This is a genomic window from Dyella sp. SYSU CM1112 (assembly GCF_058216415.1).
Genome location: NZ_JBZEGI010000002.1, coordinates 327,775 through 350,341 on the forward strand (window position 1 = coordinate 327,775; position 22,567 = coordinate 350,341).

Annotated in this window: 17 protein-coding genes and 1 riboswitch; of the genes, 4 read left to right on the forward strand and 13 right to left on the reverse strand. The window is 60.3% G+C overall.

All coding sequences use genetic code 11. The features are described 5' to 3' along the window. Nucleotides 1-68 precede the first annotated feature (68 nt). Nucleotides 69-1,949 (forward strand): ATP-binding cassette domain-containing protein, encoded by a 1,881-nt coding sequence (locus AC4HNJ_RS04550; protein WP_490478334.1) that lies wholly within the window; start codon nt 69-71, stop codon nt 1,947-1,949. A 254-nt stretch (nt 1,950-2,203) separates the two neighbouring features. Here the strand turns inward: AC4HNJ_RS04550 and AC4HNJ_RS04555 are convergent, their stop codons facing one another. The 3 genes from AC4HNJ_RS04555 to ppc all read right to left on the reverse strand — a co-directional run bounded on the left by AC4HNJ_RS04555 (nt 2,204) and on the right by ppc (nt 6,856). Further along, nucleotides 2,204-2,461 (reverse strand): XAC0095 family protein, encoded by a 258-nt coding sequence (locus AC4HNJ_RS04555; protein ID WP_490478335.1) that lies wholly within the window; start codon nt 2,459-2,461, stop codon nt 2,204-2,206. 976 nt (nt 2,462-3,437) lie between these two features. Beyond that, nucleotides 3,438-4,061 carry a TIGR00645 family protein gene (locus AC4HNJ_RS04560; protein ID WP_490478336.1) on the reverse strand — a complete coding sequence of 208 codons (624 nt, stop codon included), beginning with the start codon at nt 4,059-4,061 and terminating at the stop codon, nt 3,438-3,440. A 74-nt stretch (nt 4,062-4,135) separates the two neighbouring features. Next, nucleotides 4,136-6,856: a phosphoenolpyruvate carboxylase gene (ppc, locus tag AC4HNJ_RS04565; RefSeq protein WP_490478337.1), complete on the reverse strand. Its 2,721-nt coding sequence runs from the start codon at nt 6,854-6,856 to the stop codon at nt 4,136-4,138. 147 nt (nt 6,857-7,003) lie between these two features. Further along, nucleotides 7,004-7,131: riboswitch (S-adenosyl-L-homocysteine riboswitch) on the forward strand. 64 nt (nt 7,132-7,195) lie between these two features. Here ppc and ahcY point away from each other — a divergent pair. Continuing rightward, complete coding sequence (ahcY, locus tag AC4HNJ_RS04570; RefSeq protein ID WP_490478338.1) at nt 7,196-8,629, forward strand: adenosylhomocysteinase; 1,434 nt, start codon at nt 7,196-7,198, stop codon at nt 8,627-8,629. 154 nt (nt 8,630-8,783) lie between these two features. Here ahcY and AC4HNJ_RS04575 read toward each other — a convergent pair whose 3' ends face one another. From AC4HNJ_RS04575 to AC4HNJ_RS04610, 8 genes are all read right to left on the reverse strand, one after another. Next, nucleotides 8,784-10,925, reverse strand: coding sequence for a beta-agarase (locus AC4HNJ_RS04575; RefSeq protein WP_490478339.1), 2,142 nt, complete (start codon nt 10,923-10,925; stop codon nt 8,784-8,786). 67 nt (nt 10,926-10,992) lie between these two features. Continuing rightward, nucleotides 10,993-12,333, reverse strand: coding sequence for an APC family permease (locus tag AC4HNJ_RS04580; protein ID WP_490478340.1), 1,341 nt, complete (start codon nt 12,331-12,333; stop codon nt 10,993-10,995). A 258-nt stretch (nt 12,334-12,591) separates the two neighbouring features. Beyond that, the gene (locus AC4HNJ_RS04585) at nt 12,592-13,227 is read right to left on the reverse strand and encodes a hypothetical protein (protein WP_490478341.1); all 636 of its coding nucleotides are present in this window, start codon (nt 13,225-13,227) and stop codon (nt 12,592-12,594) included. Then, nucleotides 13,217-13,477 (reverse strand): hypothetical protein, encoded by a 261-nt coding sequence (locus AC4HNJ_RS04590; protein WP_490478342.1) that lies wholly within the window; start codon nt 13,475-13,477, stop codon nt 13,217-13,219. Before AC4HNJ_RS04590 ends, AC4HNJ_RS04585 begins: the two co-directional genes overlap by 11 nt. A 55-nt stretch (nt 13,478-13,532) precedes the next feature. Continuing rightward, on the reverse strand, nt 13,533-14,138 hold the full coding sequence (locus AC4HNJ_RS04595; RefSeq protein WP_490478343.1) for a hypothetical protein: 606 nt from the start codon (nt 14,136-14,138) through the stop codon (nt 13,533-13,535). Then, nucleotides 14,135-14,440 (reverse strand): hypothetical protein, encoded by a 306-nt coding sequence (locus AC4HNJ_RS04600; RefSeq protein WP_490478344.1) that lies wholly within the window; start codon nt 14,438-14,440, stop codon nt 14,135-14,137. Before AC4HNJ_RS04600 ends, AC4HNJ_RS04595 begins: the two co-directional genes overlap by 4 nt. 8 nt (nt 14,441-14,448) lie before the next feature. Beyond that, entirely contained in the window at nt 14,449-15,102 is a 654-nt protein-coding gene (locus tag AC4HNJ_RS04605) for a hypothetical protein (protein WP_490478345.1), read from the reverse strand. Nucleotides 15,103-15,152: 50 nt separating this feature from the next. Then, entirely contained in the window at nt 15,153-17,627 is a 2,475-nt protein-coding gene (locus tag AC4HNJ_RS04610) for a hypothetical protein (protein ID WP_490478346.1), read from the reverse strand. Nucleotides 17,628-17,986: 359 nt separating this feature from the next. On the opposite strand from AC4HNJ_RS04610, the gene AC4HNJ_RS04615 reads away from it, so the two are divergent. Next, nucleotides 17,987-18,559: a lipocalin-like domain-containing protein gene (locus AC4HNJ_RS04615; RefSeq protein WP_490478347.1), complete on the forward strand. Its 573-nt coding sequence runs from the start codon at nt 17,987-17,989 to the stop codon at nt 18,557-18,559. A gap of 83 nt (nt 18,560-18,642) precedes the next feature. Here AC4HNJ_RS04615 and AC4HNJ_RS04620 read toward each other — a convergent pair whose 3' ends face one another. Further along, on the reverse strand, nt 18,643-19,506 hold the full coding sequence (locus AC4HNJ_RS04620; protein ID WP_490478348.1) for a LysR family transcriptional regulator: 864 nt from the start codon (nt 19,504-19,506) through the stop codon (nt 18,643-18,645). A 136-nt stretch (nt 19,507-19,642) separates the two neighbouring features. Here AC4HNJ_RS04620 and dinB point away from each other — a divergent pair, with 136 nt between their 5' ends. Continuing rightward, entirely contained in the window at nt 19,643-20,731 is a 1,089-nt protein-coding gene (gene dinB / locus AC4HNJ_RS04625; RefSeq protein ID WP_490478349.1) for a DNA polymerase IV, read from the forward strand. Between the two features lie 48 nt (nt 20,732-20,779). On the opposite strand, the gene lpdA is transcribed toward dinB, so the two are convergent. Continuing rightward, a complete protein-coding gene (gene lpdA / locus AC4HNJ_RS04630) occupies nt 20,780-22,564 on the reverse strand; it encodes a dihydrolipoyl dehydrogenase (RefSeq protein WP_490478350.1) in 1,785 nt (594 codons plus the stop codon). Nucleotides 22,565-22,567: the final 3 nt, after the last annotated feature.

Here is a 22,567-nt window from a genome sequence, read left to right on the forward strand (position 1 = left end):
ACGCACGGCATGCGAATGCGCAACAGGTTTTAGAACAGCTTTCAAAGGTGACCGGCTAGAATAGCCGCATGTCCCTGATCCAATTGCAGCGTGTCGACTTCAGCGTCGGCGGCCCTCTCCTGCTCGAACATGTCGATCTCTCGATCGATACGAACGAGCGCGTGTGCATCGTCGGTCGCAACGGCGAAGGCAAATCCACCTTGATGAAACTCATCGCCGGAGAACTACAGCCCGACGACGGTGAAGTGCGCGTCCAAAACGGCGTGGTGGTGGCACGCATGGCGCAAGAAGTGCCGCAGGCCACCCAAGGCACCGTTTTCGATGTCGTGGCCGACGGTCTCGGTGATCTCGGACACTTGCTGGCGCGTTATCACCATCTGCTCGCCGAAGGTGATTTCGATGCGCTCGGCGATGTGCAGAACCAGATCGAAGCGCGTCATGGTTGGGATCTCGATCGTCGCGTCACCGACGTGCTCACCAAGCTGGAACTTCCCGCGGAGATCGATTTTGCCGCGCTCTCGGGCGGCATGAAACGACGCGTCTTGCTGGCGCAAGCGTTGGTGCGGAAGCCGAACGTGCTGTTGCTGGATGAGCCGACCAATCACCTCGACATCGAAGCGATTGGATGGCTGGAAAGCTTTCTCAAGCAATTCGAGGGAAGCATCGTTTTCGTCACCCACGATCGCAGCTTCCTCCGCGCACTCGCCACACGCATCGTTGAGATCGATCGCGGCCAGCTCACCAGCTGGCCCGGCGATTACGACAATTATCTGCGCCGCCGCGAAGAGCGCCTGCATGCCGAAGCACAGGCCAACGCGCTGTTCGACAAGAAACTCGCGCAGGAAGAAGTGTGGATACGCCAAGGCATCAAGGCGCGCCGCACGCGCAATGAAGGCCGCGTGCGCGCCCTGAAGGCCCTGCGGCGCGATCGCATGGAGCGGCGCGAACTCGGTGGCAACGCAAAGATGGCGCTCGCCAATGCGCAAGCCTCGGGCAAGAAAGTCATCGAACTCCAGCACGTGCATCAGGCCTATGACGGTCGCGTGCTGATCGATGACCTGAGCACCACCATCATGCGTGGCGATCGCGTCGGCATCATCGGCCCCAATGGCGCCGGCAAAAGTACGCTTTTGAAGATCCTGCTTGGTGAACTCAAACCCCTGCGCGGCGAAGTGACGCTCGGCACCGGTCTGGAGATCGCTTATTTCGATCAGCATCGTTCGCAACTCAACGACAGCCTCAATGCGCTCGATAACGTGGCCCAAGGCCGCGAGTACATCGAGCTTAACGGCCAGCGCAAGCACATCATCGGCTACCTGCAGGATTTCCTGTTTTCGCCCGAACGCGCACGCGCACCCATCACGCGTCTTTCCGGTGGCGAACGCAATCGTCTGCTGCTCGCCAAGCTGTTCGCCCAACCCTCCAACCTGTTGGTGATGGACGAACCGACCAATGATCTCGACGTCGAGACACTGGAGCTGCTGGAAGAATTGCTGACCGAGTACAAGGGCACCTTGCTCTTGGTCTCGCACGATCGCGAATTCCTCGACAACGTCGTTTCCAGCACCCTGGTACTGGAAGGCGATGGCAAAGTCGGCGAATACGTCGGCGGCTACAGCGACTGGCTGCGGCAGAAACCTGCTGCATCTTCCCCTTTTGAAACAGCGCCCAGTGCAGCCAAACCTGGCAAGCACGAAACGCCAGCCGCTGCACCCGTCGAAGAAAAACCGAAACGCAAGCTCAGCTACAAGGACACACGCGAGCTAGAGCAACTGCCCGCACGCATCGAACAACTCGAAGCCGATATCGCCGCACGCGCCGAGGGTATGAACGATCCATCGTTCTACCAGCAAGACAACGCAGCCATCCAGCGTGCGAACGAAGCGCTGGCCAAAGCGCAGGCAGAACTCGATCAGGCCTATGCACGATGGGCGGAATTGGACGGCTGAGCCACGCGCCCTCTCACGACATCGCGCTCCGCCCTTCCGGTCATACCTCGTCGCACCTGACGCATTTCTTCTCTTGACGAGAAACTGTTGCGCCAGCGTTCCCCGGATTTTTATCCGTACGCGCATACGCCACGTGGGCACGTGCGAGCGTCGCGGTAAAAAGAGAATCCGTGTTCAAGACAAGGCAAAGCGCCTGACCAACGTCGCTGCTGAAAATTTCCCGCACGCATAATGAGCGAATTAACGACGCGCGTTTACCAGACAATCTCCTCACGAGGCCGCGTCACCGCGTGATGCAACACCTCGTTAATCTGGCCTGCAAAGCGTTCGAAGCTTTCACCTAGCGCTGACCGGCTGACTTCGAGCAATACGCCATCTTCCGGCTCGTTGTGCGGATAAGCGAGCGCAGCGAGAAAGAAAAGCTGATCGCGGATTTCCTGCAACTTGATATGGCCGTCTTCACTCAGCTGGTAAGGGTGTAAATCCAGCAAGGGATGATGTTTGTTTTGCATAGCTTGATTCCATATCTTTAAATCACGCCGCGCATTGCACGCGGCGTGACGGGACACAGGGCGAACGCCCCGCTGCATCATCGAAAAAGGTGGTAAGCCCTTTTGGACTACGTGCCCCTTATCGCCTGGCGCCACGCAAGCAGCGTGACGGTGAGAGGGATAAACACCGGCAGGGGGTGAACACAGAACCTTGTGCGTGCCGTATCATCCGGCTTAGCCATGATAACTTCTCCGTTAAGTTGTTATGGTCAGCGGGTCGTATGAGTTCCTAGCTCATGCGGCCCGCGCTCTCACTTCCAAAGTCGGGCGTGCTGTGCCATCTGTTGTGCGATGAGCACGCCCGACCTGCAAACCATCGCGGAAAACGGCGTTATTTGTCCAGCGCATTTCGCTGATGCGATGCAAGTTTGAGACTTTGTCTCATCATCTTGCGTGCGCTTGCTTCTTGCAGCACCCACTGCACGCGTGCTTCGTTCCTTCTATCTGCGTTGCACTCTCCACTCCCTCCCCTGCAAGCAGGGGAGGGTCGGGGTGGCTTGCGCTGGCGGCACTGATTCGATTCAACGCGAGCTTGACTTCACCCCACCCCAACCCTCCCCTACTGCACGTAGGGGAGGGGGCTGTATGCGCGAGATTGAAGTTCAATATCCGAATGGTTTACGCGTGCATGCAGATGTCATTTGAGACTTGATCTTCCCACCGCTGCCTGTTTCTCGCTCCCTCCCCTGTTTGCAGGGGAGGGAGTTCATCTGCGCGAGATTGACGTTTCACATCCGAATGGTTTACGCATGCATGCTCGGGACAGGCTCTGGCAGGCAGGTTTTCAATAGCCGTGCCGGTCAACTCGTCTTTGCTTTTTGCATCAAAGAAAAATGGATTTTCTTTTTCCAAAATCGAGCGTGACCCATCTAGCCGTCTTCGCAAGGGCAACGTCGAAGCACAAACAGAGCGGAAAGGTAAGAACTTTCAAGAACGCTCAACGACCATCACGCACCTTTGCAAGATGTGCATACATGATGCGGTCCGTCCACGCGATACCGATGGCGGACAAAATAAATACCGCGTGGATAATGGTCTGCCACATCACGCCCACAGGGGTGAGCGTGGCGCACTTGAACATCGCGCCATTGCCATCGTTCGCTGCGATAGTCGCCAGCTCATCTGCCGAACAGAACGGCAAGCCCATCAAAGTGCCGGCCGCAATAAACGTCTTCAGCAGATGGATGGAGGAGATGCCGATGATCGCCATTGCCAGCTTGACCTTCAACACCGATGCATTCACGTGCGACAACCACTCGGGCTGATCCGGATGGCTTTCCAGTCCAAGCCGTGAAACGAAGGTCTCGTAGCCGCCGATGATCACCATGATGAGCAAATTGGAAATCATCACCACATCGATCAGGCCAAGCACGATCAGCATGATCTCCTGCTCGCCCAGCCTGGGCGCCTCAAGGACCAGGTGCCACAGCTCCTTGAGGAACAGATACACGTAGACGCATTGCGCTGCGATCAATCCAAGGTAAAGCGGAAGCTGCAGCCAGCGCGAGCCGAAAATGAACAACGGCAGCAGGCCAGGACGAGGGCGAAGTGGCTGTTCCATATCCAAAATTCCTATGAGATTTTTACAGCCTAACGGCTCTACCGGAACGCAGGCAAGATGCCGGATCCACCCCGTCAGCCCGTGTTCTGCAAGCCTTGCGCCACGCCGTTGACGCACGCCACCAGCGCGTGCAGCAGGTCCTCATCGTTGCGATCCGTCGCGCGCCAGCGCTGCAATAGATCCACCTGCAACAGACTCATCGGGTCGACATAGGGGTTGCGCAAGCGAATCGACAGCGACAAGCGAGGGTCTCCACGCAACAGTTCATCGATCCCCTTCAGGCGTAATAGCCAGCGGCGCGTGCGTTCGAATTCATCACGAATCATGCCGAAGAACAGGTCGTGGAATGAACCAGACAATTTCGAAAAGGCTTCGGCGATATCGAGATCGGATTTGGCCAGCACCATCTCGACGTCGTCGAGCAGATTGGCAAAGAAAGGCCAATCGCGCGCCATGGTCATCAGCGATGCTTCACCGTATTTCGCCGCCGCGTGTTCGAGCGCGGTGCCCAGGCCGTACCAGCCGGTGATGATGGAACGGCATTGCGTCCATGCGAACACCCACGGGATCGCGCGCAGGTCTTGCACGCCACGCATGCTGCGGCGACGCGAGGGACGCGAGCCAAGCGCCATCTGCTCGATGACATCAATCGGCGTGGCAGCACGAAAGTAGTCCACAAACCCTTCCCGATCCACCAGCGCACGATAAGCACGACGGCTATCGGCCGCCATTTCCTCCATGCACGCATGCCAGGCCGTTTCGTGCGGCGTTTCCGTATAAGGGCGCAGACTGGCGCGCAATACGGCACCGACGGTTTGCTCGAGGTTGCGCAGTGCCAACGCGCGAACACCGTATTTGCGATGGATCACTTCACCCTGTTCGGTCACACGCAAAATGCCCTGCACCGAACCACGCGGCGACGCCATCAGCGCCGGCGTCATGCGCGCGCCACCACGACTGGCCGAACCACCACGGCCATGAAAGAAGGCCAGGCGAATATCTGCTTGCGCCGCAACGGCCATCAATTCCACTTGGGCGCGCTGCAGGCCCCAGCGCGAGGCCAGCGTACCGCCATCCTTGCCGCTATCGGAGTAACCGAGCATCACCCACTGGCAATCGTCGCGTTCACGCAGATGGCGGCGATAGACCGGATCGTCCAACAAGGCACGCAAGGTATCCGGCGCGTTCTTCAGATCGTCGACGGTTTCGAACAGGGGCGCGATATCCAGCGGCACCGCACTGCCATTCGTCTCGGAACGATTGATCAAGCCCCCGTGACGCGCGAGGGCAAGCACGGCGAGCACGTCTGCAGCCGAACGAGCCATGCTGATGATGTAGAGGCCGGTGGCACCTTCGCCGTAACGCTCGCGCGAGGTGTGCAGCGTGGCGAATACCGCGCGCAAGGATTCTGCCTGCGCATCGTTCACGGCCGCCAATTCACGCTCGCCCGATGCATAAGGACGCAAGATCGCGACGCGTTCCGCAGGCGTGCGCTGCAGCCACGCTTCATCATGCAGGAGTGCGGCCAGCGCGTCGTCGTGCACGCGCGAATCCTGCCGCACATCCAGCCGTGCCATATGAAAGCCGAATGTGCGAACGCGCCAGATCAACCGGCGCACCGCATAAGCGCCCGCATGCAATCCGTGATGATCGATAAGGCCGTGCACGATCAGCAAAAGATCGTCCACCAATTCATCGGCAGATTGATAACCCTCGGCGTGACCGTCCTCCAGCGTGGCCTCCAGCCGCGCACGGATCAGGGTAAGCAGGCAGCGGTAAGGCATGTCCGCATGACGGGGACGAATGGTGGAGGCTGCGCGCGGAAATTGATCGCGATAGCTCGCCAGGCGTTGCAGCACTGAAGCGTCGACCTCGATACGCCCGACGGTCTGGCTGAGCAACCGCGCCAGGCCTTCGACATCCGCCATGTAGTGCTCCAGCACGTGCGCGCGCTGCGTAGCGAGGCTGTTGGCGATGGTCTCGGCGCCTACGTTCGGATTGCCGTCCATGTCGCCACCCACCCATGTCGCAAAGCTCAGCAAGCGAGGCAAGGGCACGGCTACGCCATAGATTTCCTGCAGCGCATCCGCGAGCAATTCGTAGAACGCAGGCACGATGCGGTAAATCGGATTGGCCAGGTAAAAGCCGACATGATGATGTTCGTCTTGCACGCTCGGACGGATCGGCGAGGCTTCAGCCGTCTGCCAGCCCGACGACAACGCCATGAAGATGCGATCGTCGTCTTCCTTGCGTTCCTGCGGCGTGCGCGTGGGATCGAAATTGTCGACCAGCGCACGCACGATCGCCTGTTCCTTTTCCAGCAGCGAGCGGCGGATAGCTTCGGTGGGATGCGCGGTGAACACCGGTTCCACCTTGAGCTTGTAGAGCCATTGCAGCAGTTCGTCGGCGGTGACGCCCTGGTCTTTCAGACGTTGCAGCACATCGAGCAAAGATTCCGGTTGCGCAGCGCCGGTTTCCCGCTGGTAGTCGCGACGGCGACGGATGCGATGCACGCGCTCGGCCGTGTTCACCGCCTGAAAATAGGTGGCGAACGCACGCGCCAACGATTCGGCAGCATCCGCATCCAGGCCGGCGAGCGATTCGGCCAGATCATCCACGGCACGCCCTTCGCGGCGGCGGCGAATGGATGCCGTACGCACCTGTTCCACGCGCTGAAAGAAGCCCTCGCCCCCCTGCTCGGCCAACATGCGTCCCACCATGGCGCCCAGGCGATGCACATCCTCGCGCAGCGGGCCATCGTGAGGCAGAAATTCGGGGTCGCGACTGGCTTCCATGGAACCTCCCTCTTGAGTGAGTCCCCTAGCCTACCGAATTTGCCTGCCCGCGCCCGTTCCAAGTGGTCATAAGCGACCCGCCGTTTGTTCATGTATGCAGCCGGATAGCGCAGACAGGGCGCATCCTCTGAGGCTAGAATAAAAGCCTTCGCCGAGGGGCGCTGCGACCCTCAAGGTGTGCGGATTCATCCGCGGGGCCAGTACGACTTCGTACGGTCTTTTCACCTGACGGCCAGGCTCGGTGGATGCTTCGAATGCAACGGCGCTCATGACGCGAACGTTTCGCGTCGATCCGGCTGCGCGCCGGATTTTCCCCATGAGACTCGGAGACATCCTTTCATGAATGCTGTGACTCAAGACTCTGCTACCCACGACTACAAGGTCCGTGATATCGCGCTGGCCGAACTCGGCCGCCGCCGCATCCGCATGGCCGAAGAAGAAATGCCCGGCCTGATGGCCATTCGCGCCCGTTATTCGGCGTCCAAGCCGCTGAAGGGCGTGCGCCTTTCCGGCTCGCTGCACATGACCAAGGAAACCGCCGTGCTGATCGAGACGCTGAGCGCGCTCGGTGCATCGGTGCGTTGGGCTTCCTGCAATATTTTCTCGACCCAGGATGACTGCGCGGCTGCGATCGCAGCGGCAGGCATTCCGGTTTTCGCCTGGAAGGGCGAGACGCTGGAAGAGTACTGGGACTGCACGCTCGACATGCTCACCCATCCCGGCATGAAGGGTCCGGAGCTGATCGTCGATGACGGCGGCGACGCCACCCTCCTCATCCACAAAGGCGTGGATATGGAAAACGGCGACAATTGGGTGAACACGCCCAGCGGCAACCATGAAGAACAGGTCATCAAGGATCTGCTCAAGCGCACCGCCAAAGAACGCCCCGGCTTCTGGAAGAAAGTCGCGGCCGACTGGAAGGGCGTTTCCGAAGAAACCACCACCGGCGTGCATCGCCTGTATCAAATGATGGAAGCCGGCAAGCTGCTGGTGCCGGCCATCAATGTCAACGACTCGGTCACCAAGAGCAAGTTCGACAACCTGTACGGCTGCCGTGAATCGTTGGCCGACGGCATCAAGCGCGCGACGGACCTGATGGTCGCCGGCAAGGTCGCCGTGGTCTGCGGTTACGGTGATGTGGGCAAGGGTTGCGCACATTCGCTGAAGGGCTTCGGCGCACGCGTGATCGTGACCGAGATCGATCCGATCAATGCCCTGCAGGCAGCGATGGAAGGTTTCCAGGTCACCACGGTGGAAGACACGCTCGGCACCGCCGATATCTATGTCACCACCACCGGCAACAAGGACATCATCACGCTGGAACACATGGCGGCGATGAAGAACAACGCCCTGGTGTGCAACATCGGCCACTTTGACAACGAGATCCAGATGGATCGCTTGAACGCCGCCAAGGATGTGACGCGCGAAACCATCAAGCCGCAGGTGGATCGCTATACCTTCGCCAAGACGGGCCACAGCATCTACATGCTGGCCGAAGGCCGCCTGGTGAACCTGGGTTGCGCGCACGGTCATCCGAGCTTCGTGATGTCCAACAGCTTCTCCAACCAGACGCTGGCGCAGATCGACTTGTGGGCGAACAAGGACACCTACGAGAAGACGGTCTATCGCCTGTCCAAGAAACTGGACGAGGAAGTGGCTCGCCTGCATCTGGAGCAGATCGGTGTGAAGCTCACTAAGCTGACCCCGGAACAGGCCGCCTACATTGGCGTGCCGGTGGAAGGTCCGTACAAGCCGGATCACTACCGCTATTGATCAAACCGACCACCCTCTCCCTGCGGGGAGAGGGATGGATTGAGGGGCATCTGCCTCACCGCAGAACCCGCTGTACCTTCATTCCCGCGTCAACGAAAACACGTTCGCGGGAATGATGCTTTTTACAGGCGATAGAATCTTCAGTGCCGCCAGTTCAATGCCGCAAGGCAAGATTGGTCTTCCGCACCGCGTCCACAAAGTTCCCAAACGGAATATCGGTCACGCCCACCAAGCCGATATGACTGTTCTCGCCATCGATCAAGCGTCCCGTGACGGGCTGATCGATGTATTCGAACCAATGCGTGCCGACGATATCCGGATCATGCGCGGCAGCTTGCACAAAGCGCGCGTACGCTGCTCCGCGCTGCGCTTCGCTCCATACCGACACGACACCTTTGCCGAACGGGCCACGATCGTCCGATCCGAAATGAAATTCGGTGATCAGCACCGGCTTGTCGAGCCGGTGGATTGCATTCACATCGACGCCATGCTGCGGCAAGTCGGCATAGACGTTGAAGCTGATCACGTCGCAGTACTGCGCGCACGAGGCTACGGCTTCTGGCGTGTTGACAGCGAAGCGCCCGCCCAGGAACAGATGGTGGGGATCATGACGATGAATCGCTGTGGCGACCAAGCCAAAATACTGGTCGGCATAACGACGCAGCCAGGCGCTGTAATCTTCCGCAATCGCCGGATGCGCTTCATTCGGTTCGGGTGCCGGGAAGCTTGTGGCATTCAAGGCAGACCAATCGTCGAGCCGGATGCCCCATGCTGCGGCGAGTTTGGCCGCACTGCCGTATTTTTTCCTGAGCATGGCGATAAACACCTGCTTGGCGTCGCTGCGAGCTTCGCCGTGCAGCGTGCCCACGGCCAATCCCCAGCGTCCCTGCGGCCCGGCTCCGGCCCAGGCCAATTCATTATCGGCGAAATAGCCAAGCAACCACGGATCGTTGCGCGATGATGCCGTCGCGTTCACGACTGCTCGCTCGACAGCCTGTGCAAAGCGAGGATCGAACGGATCAGGCATGCGCCCCCAATAATCGAAACCGCTGGAGACGTTGCCGAAATCGCCGTTGATATAAATCGGCAAGGTATAGGCCACGCGATGCATGCGTCCCAAGGCATCGTCGCTCCAGTTGCCGATGGTGTTGAATCCCCACGCCTGCAATCGATCGAGCGTACGTTGGCGCCAGGCCTTCAACCATCCGGCGCCATCGTTGCGATAAAGATTGGCTTCGTAGAAATCGAACCAACGCCCATGATTTGCACCTATGCCGGCGCTCGCACCGCGTTCAGCATCGCGGCTATCAGTGCTTCCATAGAATGCATTCCACGGCGGATGGTCCGGCGGCAAATCGACGAACATCGATGCACGCCCTTGCACATAGGTACGCGCATTGTCGGCGGCGACCACGTTGACGCCCAAAGAGAAGAACGCATGGCCGTCCGGCGTGACCAGCCACCAGCGACCCTGCGCCTTTTGCGTATGAAACCAGCCGGTTCGCTGCAACGCGATGCCGGCGCGGCCGCCATAAGCATCCACATCATGCCGGTGAGCGGCCAGCTCCGTCGCCAAGGAACGTGCTTCCTGTGCGTGTGCCGAGCGCAGCGCTGTATCGCTGTCGATTTTTTCCGGCCAATGCCCGCGCGTGTATTGACCCCAGGCATCGACGATGCCGCGATAGGCATCCTGCCATGCGCTATCACCCGGGGCGGCATCCACTTTCCCCAGCAGCAACTGTTGTGCGGCTTGCGGCGTCGGCATGCTCACGTGAACGGCATTGACGTGGGCTGGATCGATCGCGCCTTCCACCGTCGTCGCGACAAAAACGGGGTGTCCCTGATCGTCGAATGGCATGGGCGGCCCGGCTTGCATGCCGAACGCGCGCGGCGATGTAGCGTGCAAGGGAATCACCAGTGTTTGTGCCGGGCCTGCTGGTAATCCCACCATGGCATGCAGGTGCTGCTTTGCCGACGCGCTGTCGATGTCGACCGTCAACGTGATCGCCCACGGCATGGCGTTCTGTACCTGAATGCGCAGCGAGCCCCGGCCAGTCCAATCCCACGCGCCGTTCGCAGGTGCCAGGATGAGTTGTGGTTGTGCGGACGGCTGAAAGGCATAGCGTTGCAGCGGCGTCCCTTGCTTATCGTGCTCGACCGGTCCGATGCGCTGCACGTGTTGCAACTGAATCTGCGCCGGCAACGCAGCAGCCGCCAGGTCGGCCACCTCCGTCGCGACGCTTTGACCCGGCCACCCGATGGCGATCAAGGCCGCAGTTAACGCCATCCCTTTCATGGACCAATCTCGCTTATGTGATCTTGCCAGTATGACGTAAAGCGGATCGCCGCCGCGTGCACAGCAGCTAGCTGCTGGAACGAAGCCGATGCCACCGCCGCCACACGGCATAGACCGGTATGCCGCAAGCGATGATCAACAGGCTCATGCCTGCGTCGCCTGGCGTGTTGATGACCGTCGCAATGATCACGCCCACGACCGTGGCAACGAACAAGAATGGCAACACCGGATACAGCGGCACGCGATACGGCGAAGACTGCGCGCCGAACTTTCGCCGATACCAGAACAGCGTGGCGATGCCAAACGCATGCCCGACCCATTCGCCCACGGTGGTGTAATCGAGCAGCTGACCGAATGTGCCGGTGAGAATGAGCACGACCGCCCAGACGCCCAACACCACCAATGCCACCTGCGGCGCACGCCAGCGCGGTTCGATCTGGCCCACGGCGCGGAAGAACATGCCGTCCGCGCCCATCGTTTGCAGCACACGCGCACCGCCTGCGATGGCGATGCTGCAATAACCGAAAGTCGAGCACGCAATGCCGATCGCCATGATCATCGCGCCGCGCGCGCCAAAGATGCTGCTCATCAAATCCGCTGCCGGAGCCTTGCTCGCCGCCAAGCCGGCGTGCCCCAGCCCTGCGAGATAGGCGATATTGACCAGCACATAGCAGGCCACGACACCGACAAGGCCAAGCGTCAGCGCGCGCGGCAACGTCCGCTGCGGATCGCGCACTTCTCCGGCCATGTCGTTGAGATAGTGGAAGCCGCCATACGTAAACAACACCGGCAGCAGCGCGCCAATCCACGCGCCGCGGGATACCGTATGCGAGGTATCCACCGCCAACAGTCCACCCAGGTGCCCGTGGGCCAGCGCCAGGCCAACCACCAGCAACAGGGCGATCGCCGCAAGCTTGAGCACGGTAAACAGGTTCTGCATCCAGGCACCGGCGCGAATGCCGAAAAGATTCACGCCCACGATGAAGGCGATCGCACCCACGGCCACCGGCTTGACCCACCACACCGGCAACGCCGCCGCACGGCACGCGTAGTCCGCAAAGGTGGTCGCAACCGCCGCCACGCTGCCCGGATAGTTGATCAGCGCCATGGTCCAGCCAAACAGGAAGGCGGTCAGTGGTCCGAACGCTTCGCGCAGATAGAGATAGATGCCACCGGCCTGTGGCCGTCGCGCACCCAACTCGGCGTAACACAAGACGCCCGCCAGCGTGAGCAAACCGCCGATTACCCAAAGCGCCAGCAAGGGCAAGCCGGAAGCCGTGCGCTCGGCAACCGTAGCCGGCGTGCGGAAGATGCCGCCGCCGATGACACCGCCGATAACGATGGCGGCACCATCCCAGACGCCGAGCCGGCGCAGATACGAGGAAGAATCAGAGGTCGCGTCAGTCATAGACGCCGACATTAACCCGAGTCGGCACGTTCTGTCCGATGACCTTTTTCCTATCCGGCCGCATCAAGGCATTTTTCAATGAGGAAAGTCGGCGCTGGCGTGTATGCATAGTGCGGAAGGTGCCCCCCGTGGCGGCATCGTCACATGGCACCGGGCACAACAAAATCGCTAAAGAAGGCTGTCGTTCAATCGCCTCAGAGGCTCGCGATTGCTGGCAAATTCACCACCGCAGGAGCCATCCCAGCACCACGAAAACACTCATTGCGCCGAAGCCGAAGATGTAAACGGTTGAAGCAGCGCCGTGTGCGTAGCGCTGCTGGCTGAAGAAGGCGGATCGATGAACTCGATGCTTTCCAGAAGCTGGATGATCTGGGGGAGCACCGATCCTTTGGGACGGTCCAGGTACATGACCGTGTCGTCCCCACCACACAAAGCAAACTGCTTGTGAGGAATACAGAAATTAAAGGAACGACTACGCCTATTTTCGTCGCCGTTGATATCGTCTTGCGTTACACCGCCTCCCTCCCAGCCTTTGCCGTGCAAAGGGTAAAAAGTAGTGTGTTGCTCCGCGAGCCCTACGTTGTCGGGTGATGGATCGAGTGCCCATCCTTTGTCTGTCATTCGCATGCCAGCACGATCCACGTACGTTTTGGGTGACGCTGGATTTTGGCAATCGAATTGAATTTCCGTATCGAAGGGATGGCTCGCGTTGGGGTTGATGTTGGCAATGTAACTTCCCACGTCGATCCTTCCGCCGTAAGGATCACGCATCGTGAAATGACATCCATCGAAGTTCCATTCCCGCGTAACAACGGGAGCTTTGTTCAACTGTTTTGCCATCACGACGTTTGTCATCAGACACAAAGCTAGTGCGATCCATCCTTTACTTTTCATCGTCACGCCTCCGTTCAAACCCTTCCGGCAGCTCATGCATCTGCTCGTTTCCATCGGGAAACTGTGTTCCATCGGTAAGCATGACCACCGCATAGGTATAGGCCTGGAAGCGCGCGACGATGCCGTTGATGCGGGCGAAGTCCTTGGGGCTCTTGACGGGGCGACCATAGTTCACCGTGGCCGCGACCTGACCGAAACTGTCGCTGCGGTAGTACACCTCGGCCTTCTTCGTGTTGTAGGGATACTGCACGCGCCAGATCCAGTCGGACGGGCGGCATAGCGAACACCACCGCTCCAGAAAGCACTCATTGCACCGAAGAGGTAGTCGGTGGAGGCGGTGTCGTAGGCGTAGCGCCGCTGGACGAAGAAGGTGGATCGATAAACTCGATGCTTTCCAGAAGCTTGATGATCTGGGGAAGGACCGATTCTTTGGGATAGGCAAGGTTCATAACCTCGCTATCCCAGCCGCATAGTGCTTGTGGCCCGTGGACGAGACAGAAGACAAAAGAACGGCTTTGGCTGGGTTGGTCGTCTTGCGTAATGCCCGCTCCATCCCAGTCCTTCCCGTGAAGCGTATATAGCTGTGTATTTACTCCTGCCACATTGTCCTCAGCCAACACCCATCTGCCGTGGATTTTCGTTACGCCTGAGACATCTGCGATCTCGTTTGGCTTGGCATTCTTTAGGCAATCGAATTGAATCCACGTATCGAAGGGATGGCTGGCATTGGGGTGGATGTTGGCAAAATAGCTGGCTCCGGTAATTCGGCCTCCATATGCATCAGCCACTTTAAAGTGGCATCCGTCGAACGCCACTTCATGCTCGACAACAGGATTATTCTTTGACTGCGCCGCATACGCCGTAGCCACTGCCAAGCCCAACACTGCCACCATCATTCTTCCGTATTTCATTCCACCTCCCTCCGTTCAAACCCTTCCGGCAACTCATGCATCTGCTCGTTTCCATCAGGAAACTGCGTACCGTCAGTCAGCATGACCACCGCATAGGCATACGCCTGGAAGCGCGCCACGATGCCGTTGATGCGGGCGAAGTCCCTGGGACTTTTGACGGGGCGGCCATAGTTCACTATGGCCGCCACCTGACCGAAGCTGTCGCTGCGGTAATACACCTCGGCCTTCTTCGTGTTGTAGGGATACTGCACGCGCCAGATCCAGTCGGGCGGCCGATCGGCATAGCGGGCCGTGCCGCTCAAGAGAGCACTCATTGGGCCGAAGAGGTAGTCGGTGGAGGCGGTGTCGTAGGCGTAGCGCTGCTGGCTGAAGAAGGTGGATCGATAAACTCGATGCTTTCCAGAAGCGTGATGATCTGAGGAAGCGTGGACTCCTTGGGCCACATCAGAAAACCGACGCTTTGCACGGAGCCGCAAAGCGCTAATTTTCGATGCGGAATGCAGAAGTTGAAGCTGCGGCCTCTGCGTGCCTCATCGCCATCGGTGTCGTCCTGGGTAGTCCCGGCACCGATCCATCCCTTGCCATGAAAAACATACAGCGTGGTTTTGGGATTGGGGAAATTCGGATCCTCTTTGGAGGTATCCAGTTTCCATCCATGCGAAGTCAGTCGAGTACTGGTTAGATCCAGATACGTTTTCGATGTGACTGGATTTTGGCAACTGAATTGAATCCACGTATCGAAGGGATGGCTGGCATTGGGGTTAATAGTGGCGTCGTAATTAGCCAATACTGGCGTGCTACGTTTCGTTGCAGCAAGTGTCCCGTTATAAGGGTCTTTCATTGTGAAATGGCACCCATCAAACGCCACTTCATGCTCGACAACGTGATTATTTTTGGGCTGCGCCGCACAAGCCGTAGCCACTGCCAAGCCGAATACGGCTCCCATGATTCTTCCGTAGTTCATTCCACCTCCCTCCGTTCAAACCCTTCCGGCAGCTCGTGCATCTGCTCGTTTCAATCGGGAAATTGTGTGCCATCGGTGAGCATGACCACCGCATAGACATACGCCTGGAAGCGCGCGACGATGCCGTTGATGCGGGCGAAGTCCTTGGGACTTTTGACGGGGCGGCCATAGTTCACTATGGCCGCCACCTGACCGAAGCTGTCGCTGCGGTAGTACACCTCGGCCTTCTTGGTGTTGTCGGGATACTGCACGCGCCAGATCCAGTCGGGCGGCCGGTCGGCATAGCGGGCTACACCGCTCCAGGCCCAATAGGCGCCGGCGCTTGCAACGGGATCGTGGTGGCCGTCCGAGACGTCTTTCCGCCATTGAAGAATTTGCGGCGTCAGTCCCGGATGGTCGGCATCCCGCAGTCCTGCATTGGCTCGTTTCGCCCTGGCCTTCGCTCTCTCATACGCTTGTTGGTCACCTCGCCGCCTCGCCTCGGCGGCATCCTTGGCGCAGTCCAGGAACTCAGCCTGCGCACTCTTCGCGGCAGCGTCGAGTTCGTTTTCCAACGCCTTCGGAACGTCGCGCCCCAGGAAGCGCCAGTACTTGATGTAGTTGTCCGGTCCGGTCAGCTGCAAGAAGCCGCGCCCGTCCCAGGGGTAGTACCAGGCATCGAGGTTTTTCTCGTACAACTTGCTCAGCCATTCCGTCTCCACGAACGCATTGGCCAGGAATGCGGCCATGCGCCAGGGGTTGGGCGCGATGTTGTATTTGCGTAGCGATTTGTTGAGTTCAATGTAAGTTCTGTCAGCAGTGTCTTTTCTGCCCTGGGTCAAATCCACCGGCTCCGTCACCCACTTGTCCAGCGCCACCGGCCGCATCGCGGAGGTCGGCAAGGTCTGGATCAACTCTTCCTCGCTCAACCACCCGCAACGCCGGAAATGCCGGATAAAGCGCAGCGGATGGAAGTACCACAGCGTCTCGCCGGGCTGCAGGCCGGTCTCGCTCCAGAACTGCATGGTTTCCCAGTAGTCGAAGAAGGTGCGGTAACCGTCGGGGTCTTCCTCCTGGCGTTCGTAGAAATACCCGCCCGGTTCGGTCAGCAGGCGGTAGCGCCAGGGGTTGAGCGAGGCGTCCCACGGGCTGGTGGTCTGGCAGACGAATCCGCGCAGCCGGTGGCGCAGGGCATCGCGCTCTTCCAGGTAGGCATGCAGGCGTTGGGCTTCGTCGCGCTGGAGGCGGTCGGGCTGGCGCGCGTTGTCCGCGCCCTCGTCATCGCCCAGCAAGGTGCACAGCGCCACGTGGCTGCAGAGCCCGTCGTCATCGAACGGCGTCATCGCCGCGCTGTCGACGGTGTGCCAGCCGGTGAAGCGCGGGAACTGCGCATCGGAGCATTTGTGGATGGAGTCCGGGCTGATGTCGAGATAACCGAGCGTGCCTTCCGCGAACATCACCGCCACCCAGGTGGCGCGCGGATCGGGGGCGGGATTGCGCCGGCGCACGCCGGGGGCGCTGTACTGGTCGGGCAGATGCGCGGGCGGGCTGACCAGGGTGGGCGCATCACCCAGGGTGCGGCCGAAGCGCAGCAGTTCGTAGCCCTCGCTGGGGCAGGCCGGATACAGCGCCGTGGCGCGTGCGTAGAGGGTGTATTCGTAGTCCTTGAACGGATCGCGCACCGGCGCGTCGCTGAGCGCCACGCGCTGACCCTCGCCACGGTCCAGCCAGGAACGGGTGTAGCGCTGGCCGTGGTGGAAGAACACTTCCACGTACAAGGTGTGGCCGGGCGCCAGCGTGCCGTCCTGCAGCGGCGGGAAGTAGTCGGGGGGTGGCGTGTCCTTGTCGCCGGACGGGGGCGGCGACCGGGGCGGCAGGCGGTGAAAGGTCTGCGCACCGGGGATCACGTAATAGGTATGGCCCCACACATCGGTGGACGGCGGCGGCAGCGGACCGCGCAGGGCGGTGGGGCCGAAGTAGGCCTGGAAGTCCGGCGCGCGCACGAAGATTTCCAGGTGCAGGTGCTGCAGCGTGTGGCACTGGCCGAGCCAGCCGAGGATGGCCTTGCGGGCGACCTTGCGGCCTTCGCCGGGCTGGGCCTTGCCGATCCGGTGCGGGGTGTGGGAATCGGGCGTGGGCTGGCGCAGGAACGCGGGCAGCAGGTCTTCCAGGCCGCTGCCGATGAACCGGTATTCGCTCAAGGGCAGCAGGTGCATGTAGAGCGAATAGAAGGTGAGCGTGCGGCCTTCGCCGGTCTCCAGGGTGTGCTTGAGCAGGACGAAGCCGGCATGGCTGTCGCGCTCGTCGGGGGTGGGGCCGTGCGCGTGCTGGCAGACGCGGAAGGCGACTACTTCGCCGTCGGCGATGGCGTGCACGGCGCCGGCGACGGGCGGGGTCAGGTGCACGCCCGGATGCCAGCGGCGGTCGGCGGCGATGGGGTATTTGCCGTGCCACGCTTCGTAGCCGTCCACGATGTCCATCAAGGGATCGTCGGAGGTGGCGGTGGCCGGATCGACCTGCGGCAGGAAGGGTGGGCTGAGGATCATGCGCGGCAACACTCCGCGGAGGAGGCGAAGGCGATGAACCGTGTGCATCGGGCAAGCGGGGGCGACGCCGCCGCGACGTCCTGTGAGAGGGGCATGGGTGAGTTCCCGGGTGAAGGCGACGCACGGCGCTAGGGCATGCGCGTCAACGTGAAACAGGGAACATAGGGTTTGGACGAGGGGGCGCAAAAGCCCGAACAGTCTCAAAGTGATGTTTGCAAAAGGAGGAGATGCGTTTTTCAAGCCCACACCCCAATCATCAGGATGTGCAATCACTGAAATACGATTCCACCCTGTGTTCATGCGTAGCGGGCCGGGCATAGAGTGCTCGCGCCCCACCATGAGCATTCAGAGGAATCTCCATGCAGGTTTATCGTCGAAAAATCTTTGGATTGACTGCGGCCACGCTCACGTTTTTTGCATCCATCGCACAAGCCGCTCCGCTACCCCAGGAGCAAGCCCAGCCACAAGCCGAGATGGCCAGCATGGCCTCCAGCCACATGCCTGTGCCTGCGTGGCTGGTCGGTACCTGGGCTTTGGTGCGTTGTGACAACGTCTACCCGGATGGTCACCGGATCGAGCTCTATGGCCCCCACCCAACGGGCTCTTGGATGATCGATGCGCATGGTCACTACATGATGCAGATCGTACGCGCGCGGCGCATGCCGTTCGCGTCAGGCGACAAATCCAAAGGTACGCCCGAGGAATACCGCGCTGCGTCGCTGGATAGCAACGCACACTACGGCAGCATCAGCATCCAGGGTAACCGGATGATGACGCACATCGATCAGGCTTCTTTCCCCAACTGGACCGGGCACGACCGTAAAACGACCTACATGCTAAAAGGCAATCAAATCACCTACATCGTGCCAAAACCCACGAGTGGGGCGGCACAGGGTGTGCACGGCGAAGTGGTCTGGCAGAAGGTGGATTGAGGAAGACAGGCAAGGGCGACGCCATTACTGGTGTGAGCTGATGATGGCCTCGCTCTTTGCACCGAAGGCCACGCATCACTTCGCTATGCCGCGGAAAGACTTTTGAACGCCGTCGCCAGTGTACGCAACGCATGACGCGAACGCTGATCGTTGAGCGCCGAATAAAGCACCACATCCAGAGTGGGCAGCGCCGGCAACGACAAAACCGGCGCGATATCGACGGTGCCGCTGGGCGCGGTGCGGCGGGCAAGTATGGCGACCGCCAAGCCGGCAGCAGCAGCCGCACCGACGACCGCAGCACCTTTGCCGATGAAAACCTCGGTCCATGCAATACCTGCTTGATCGAGCGCGTCCACCGCTGCCGTGCGAATACTGCATGACTCACCTTGCGTTGAAAGAGAGAGCGGTTGGCCGGCGCGAGGCTCCCAATGGGCTGCGGCAATCCACGCAAAGTTTTCGGTAAAGATCACTTCGCCCTGGTGACGGCGATGTTGCGGCTGGGCGACCAAGGCTGCGTCCAGCGTGCCTTCCTCGTAAGCCTGCATGACCTCGCGCGAACCCGCGACACGCATTTCGATGAGCAGATTCGGGTCATGCTCATTCATACGACGCAATAAGCCCGGCAACTCGCTGCCGACGATCAGATGGCTGACACCGATCACCAGTCGCCGCTGCTCTGCCTGGAACGAAGACACCGCACGCTCGTGCGCGCCTACGAGCGATCGCGCCGCTTCGAGAAATACCGCGCCCTCTGCCGACAAACGTACCTGCCGCGGCGTACGCTCCAGCAACCGTCGGCCAAGCTGATCTTCCAGACGGCGCAATTTGAGGCTGATGGTCGACTGCGTAGTGTGAAGGGCCTCCGCTGCGCGCGTGAAGCTTTGCAAGTCCGCAACAAAGACGAAAGCTTTGACGGCATCAAGGTCTAGCGCTTTCACAGGCATCATGATTGCTATTTGCAATGGATGGACTATACAGCAATAGTATTTGCGAATGCCGCACTCGTTCTGCATGGAAGCAGTACGGTTGCGAACGAGCTATCTCCCCTAGAATTCTGCCGTCGCCCAGCTCCTCGCACGCACCGTGCCCAATCCGCCACGCAAGATCCTTCATGTCGACATGGATGCGTTTTACGCATCGGTGGAGCAGCGTGACGACCCTTCCCTGCGCGACAAGCCTGTCGTGGTAGCGTGGCGTGGGGCGCGCTCGGTGGTGTGCGCGGCAAGCTACGAGGCACGCAAGTTCGGTGTGCGTTCGGCCATGCCGGCGGTGCGCGCCGAGCGGCTATGCCCCCACGCGGTATTCGTACCGCCGGATTTCGTGCGTTACAAAGCGGTGTCGCGCAAGGTGCGTGAGATTTTCGCGCGTCATACCGACCTCATCGAACCGTTGTCGCTGGATGAGGCTTATCTGGACGTCACCACGACCAAGACCGGGCTGCCTTCCGCCACCGCCACCGCGGAGGCGATTCGCGCGGCGATTCGCGAAGAAACGCAACTCACCGCCTCGGCTGGCGTGGCGCCGAATAAATTCCTCGCCAAAATCGCTTCCGACTGGAACAAGCCAGACGGTTTGTTCGTGATCCGGCCGCATCAGGTGCTGGGTTTTCTTGCGCCCCTGCCGGTAGGACGGTTGCCCGGGGTGGGCAAGGTGATGGAGGCAAAGCTTGTTGCGCTCGGCATTACGTTGGTGGGCCAGTTGCGCGACATACCTCTTGCCGAACTGGAGCAGCGCTTCGGACGTTGGGGACGACGACTGCATGAGCTGTCGCTGGGCATTGACGAACACACCGTGCAATCGAATCAGTTTGCCATGCAGGTATCGGCCGAAGACACCTTCGAGCACGATCTCACGCTGGACGAACTGGAGCCACATATCCGCCGCCTGGCGGAAAAAACCTGGGCTGCCCAGCAACGCGAAGCGCAGCGTGGACGCATTGCGCGCACGATCGTGCTCAAGCTCAAGACGGCCGACTTTCATACTCTCACTCGCAGCCTTACGCCATCGATGCGCCCGCAATCTGCAAACGAACTCGCCGATGTGGCTTGTGCATTACGCGAACGAGTGGATCGCCCCGCCGAGAGCCGTTATCGACTGGTCGGTGTCGGCATGTCCGGTTTTGTAGACCAGGACAGCTTCATGGTGCAAAGCGATCTGTTTGCGCAGGACTAAAAAAAGCCCGGGAAATCCCGGGCTTTTTGTACACCGCAAAGTGTCGAACTATTTTTTCTTTGGCATGTACAGATCGGTGATGGTGCCTTCGTAAACTTCGGCCGCCATGCCTACCGATTCGCTCAGGGTCGGATGCGGGTGAATGGTGAGGCCGATATCGGCGGCTTCCGCGCCCATTTCGATCGCGAGCGCGATTTCCGAAATCAGGTCGCCGGCATGCGGACCCACGATGGCGCCGCCGACGACGCGATGCGTTTCCTCATCGAACACCAGCTTGGTGAAGCCTTCCGTGCGGTCGATGCCGATGGCGCGGCCACTGGCCACCCACGGGAATTTGCCGACGCCGATCTTGAGGCCTTTTTCCTTCGCTTCGCGTTCGGTGACACCCACCCATGCAACTTCCGGATCGGTATACGCCACCGAAGGGATCACGCGGGCGTCGAAATAGCTCTTCATGCCTGCCACGACTTCGGCAGCCACCTTGGCCTCGTGCGTCGCCTTGTGCGCGAGCATCGGCTGGCCGACCAGGTCGCCGATGGCGAAGATGTGCGGCACGTTGGTACGCATCTGCGTATCGACGTTGATGAAGCCGCGCTCGGTGACGGCCACGCCGGCCTTGTCCGCACCGATCTTGTTGCCGTTCGGCGAACGGCCCACGGAGACCAGCACCCGATCGAACACGGTGGTAGCGGGGATGCTTTCCCCTTCGTAGCTGACTTCGATGCCTTTCTTGGTGGCCGTGGCTTCCACTACCTTGGTCTTGAGGTGTACGCCCTTGAGCTTGCTGCCCAGACGCTTGGCCAGTGGCTTGATGAGATCGGCATCCGCACCGGGAATGATCTGGTCCATGAACTCGACCACGGTCACTTCACTGCCGAGCGCGGCGTATACGGTCGCCATTTCCAGGCCGATGATGCCACCGCCCACGACGAGCAACTTGGCGGGTACATCCTTCAAGTCGAGCGCATCGGTGGAATCCATGATGCGCTGGTCATCCCACGGGAATGCGGGCAGCTTCACCGCTTGCGAGCCGGCGGCGATGATGGCGTATTCGAAGCGGATCAGCTTCTTGCCTTCGGCCGTCTGGACTTCCATTTCATTCGGCGAGACAAAGTTGCCCACACCTTGTACGGTTCGCACCTTGCGCTGCTTCGCCATGCCGGCGAGACCACCGGTGAGCTGGCCGACGACTTTGCTCTTGAAGCCGCGCAGTTTGTCGATGTCGATCTTGGGTTTGCCGAAGCTCACACCGTGCGCGGCCATCGCGTCGGCTTCGTCGATCACGGCGGCCGCATGCAGCAACGCCTTGGACGGAATGCAACCCACATTGAGGCATACGCCGCCGAGCGAGGCATAGCGTTCCACCAGCACGGTATCGACACCCAGGTCCGCTGCGCGGAAAGCGGCCGTATAGCCGCCCGGACCGGAGCCGAGTACGACCAACTTGCATTCGATGTCAGCCGTACGACCGGTAGCATCTGCAGCTTGCGGCGCGGGTGCAGCCGCCTTGGCAGGGGTCGCGGCGGGTGCGGGTGCTGCGGCGGGTGCGGGAGCCGGCGCAGGCGTCGCCGGCGTGGATGCTTCCGCTTCGGCGCCGGCCACCTCGAGGATGGCGATGACGGCACCTTCGGACACCTCATCACCGACCTTCAGCTTGAACTCCTTGATGATGCCGGCAGTGCTGGCCGGAATCTCCATCGTCGCCTTGTCCGACTCCAGCGTGATGAGGCTTTGCTCCTTCGCCACGGTGTCGCCGGCTTTTACCATCACCTCGATGACCGGCACGTTTTCGTGACCGCCGATATCGGGAACCTTCAATTCAATCGTAGCCATGTT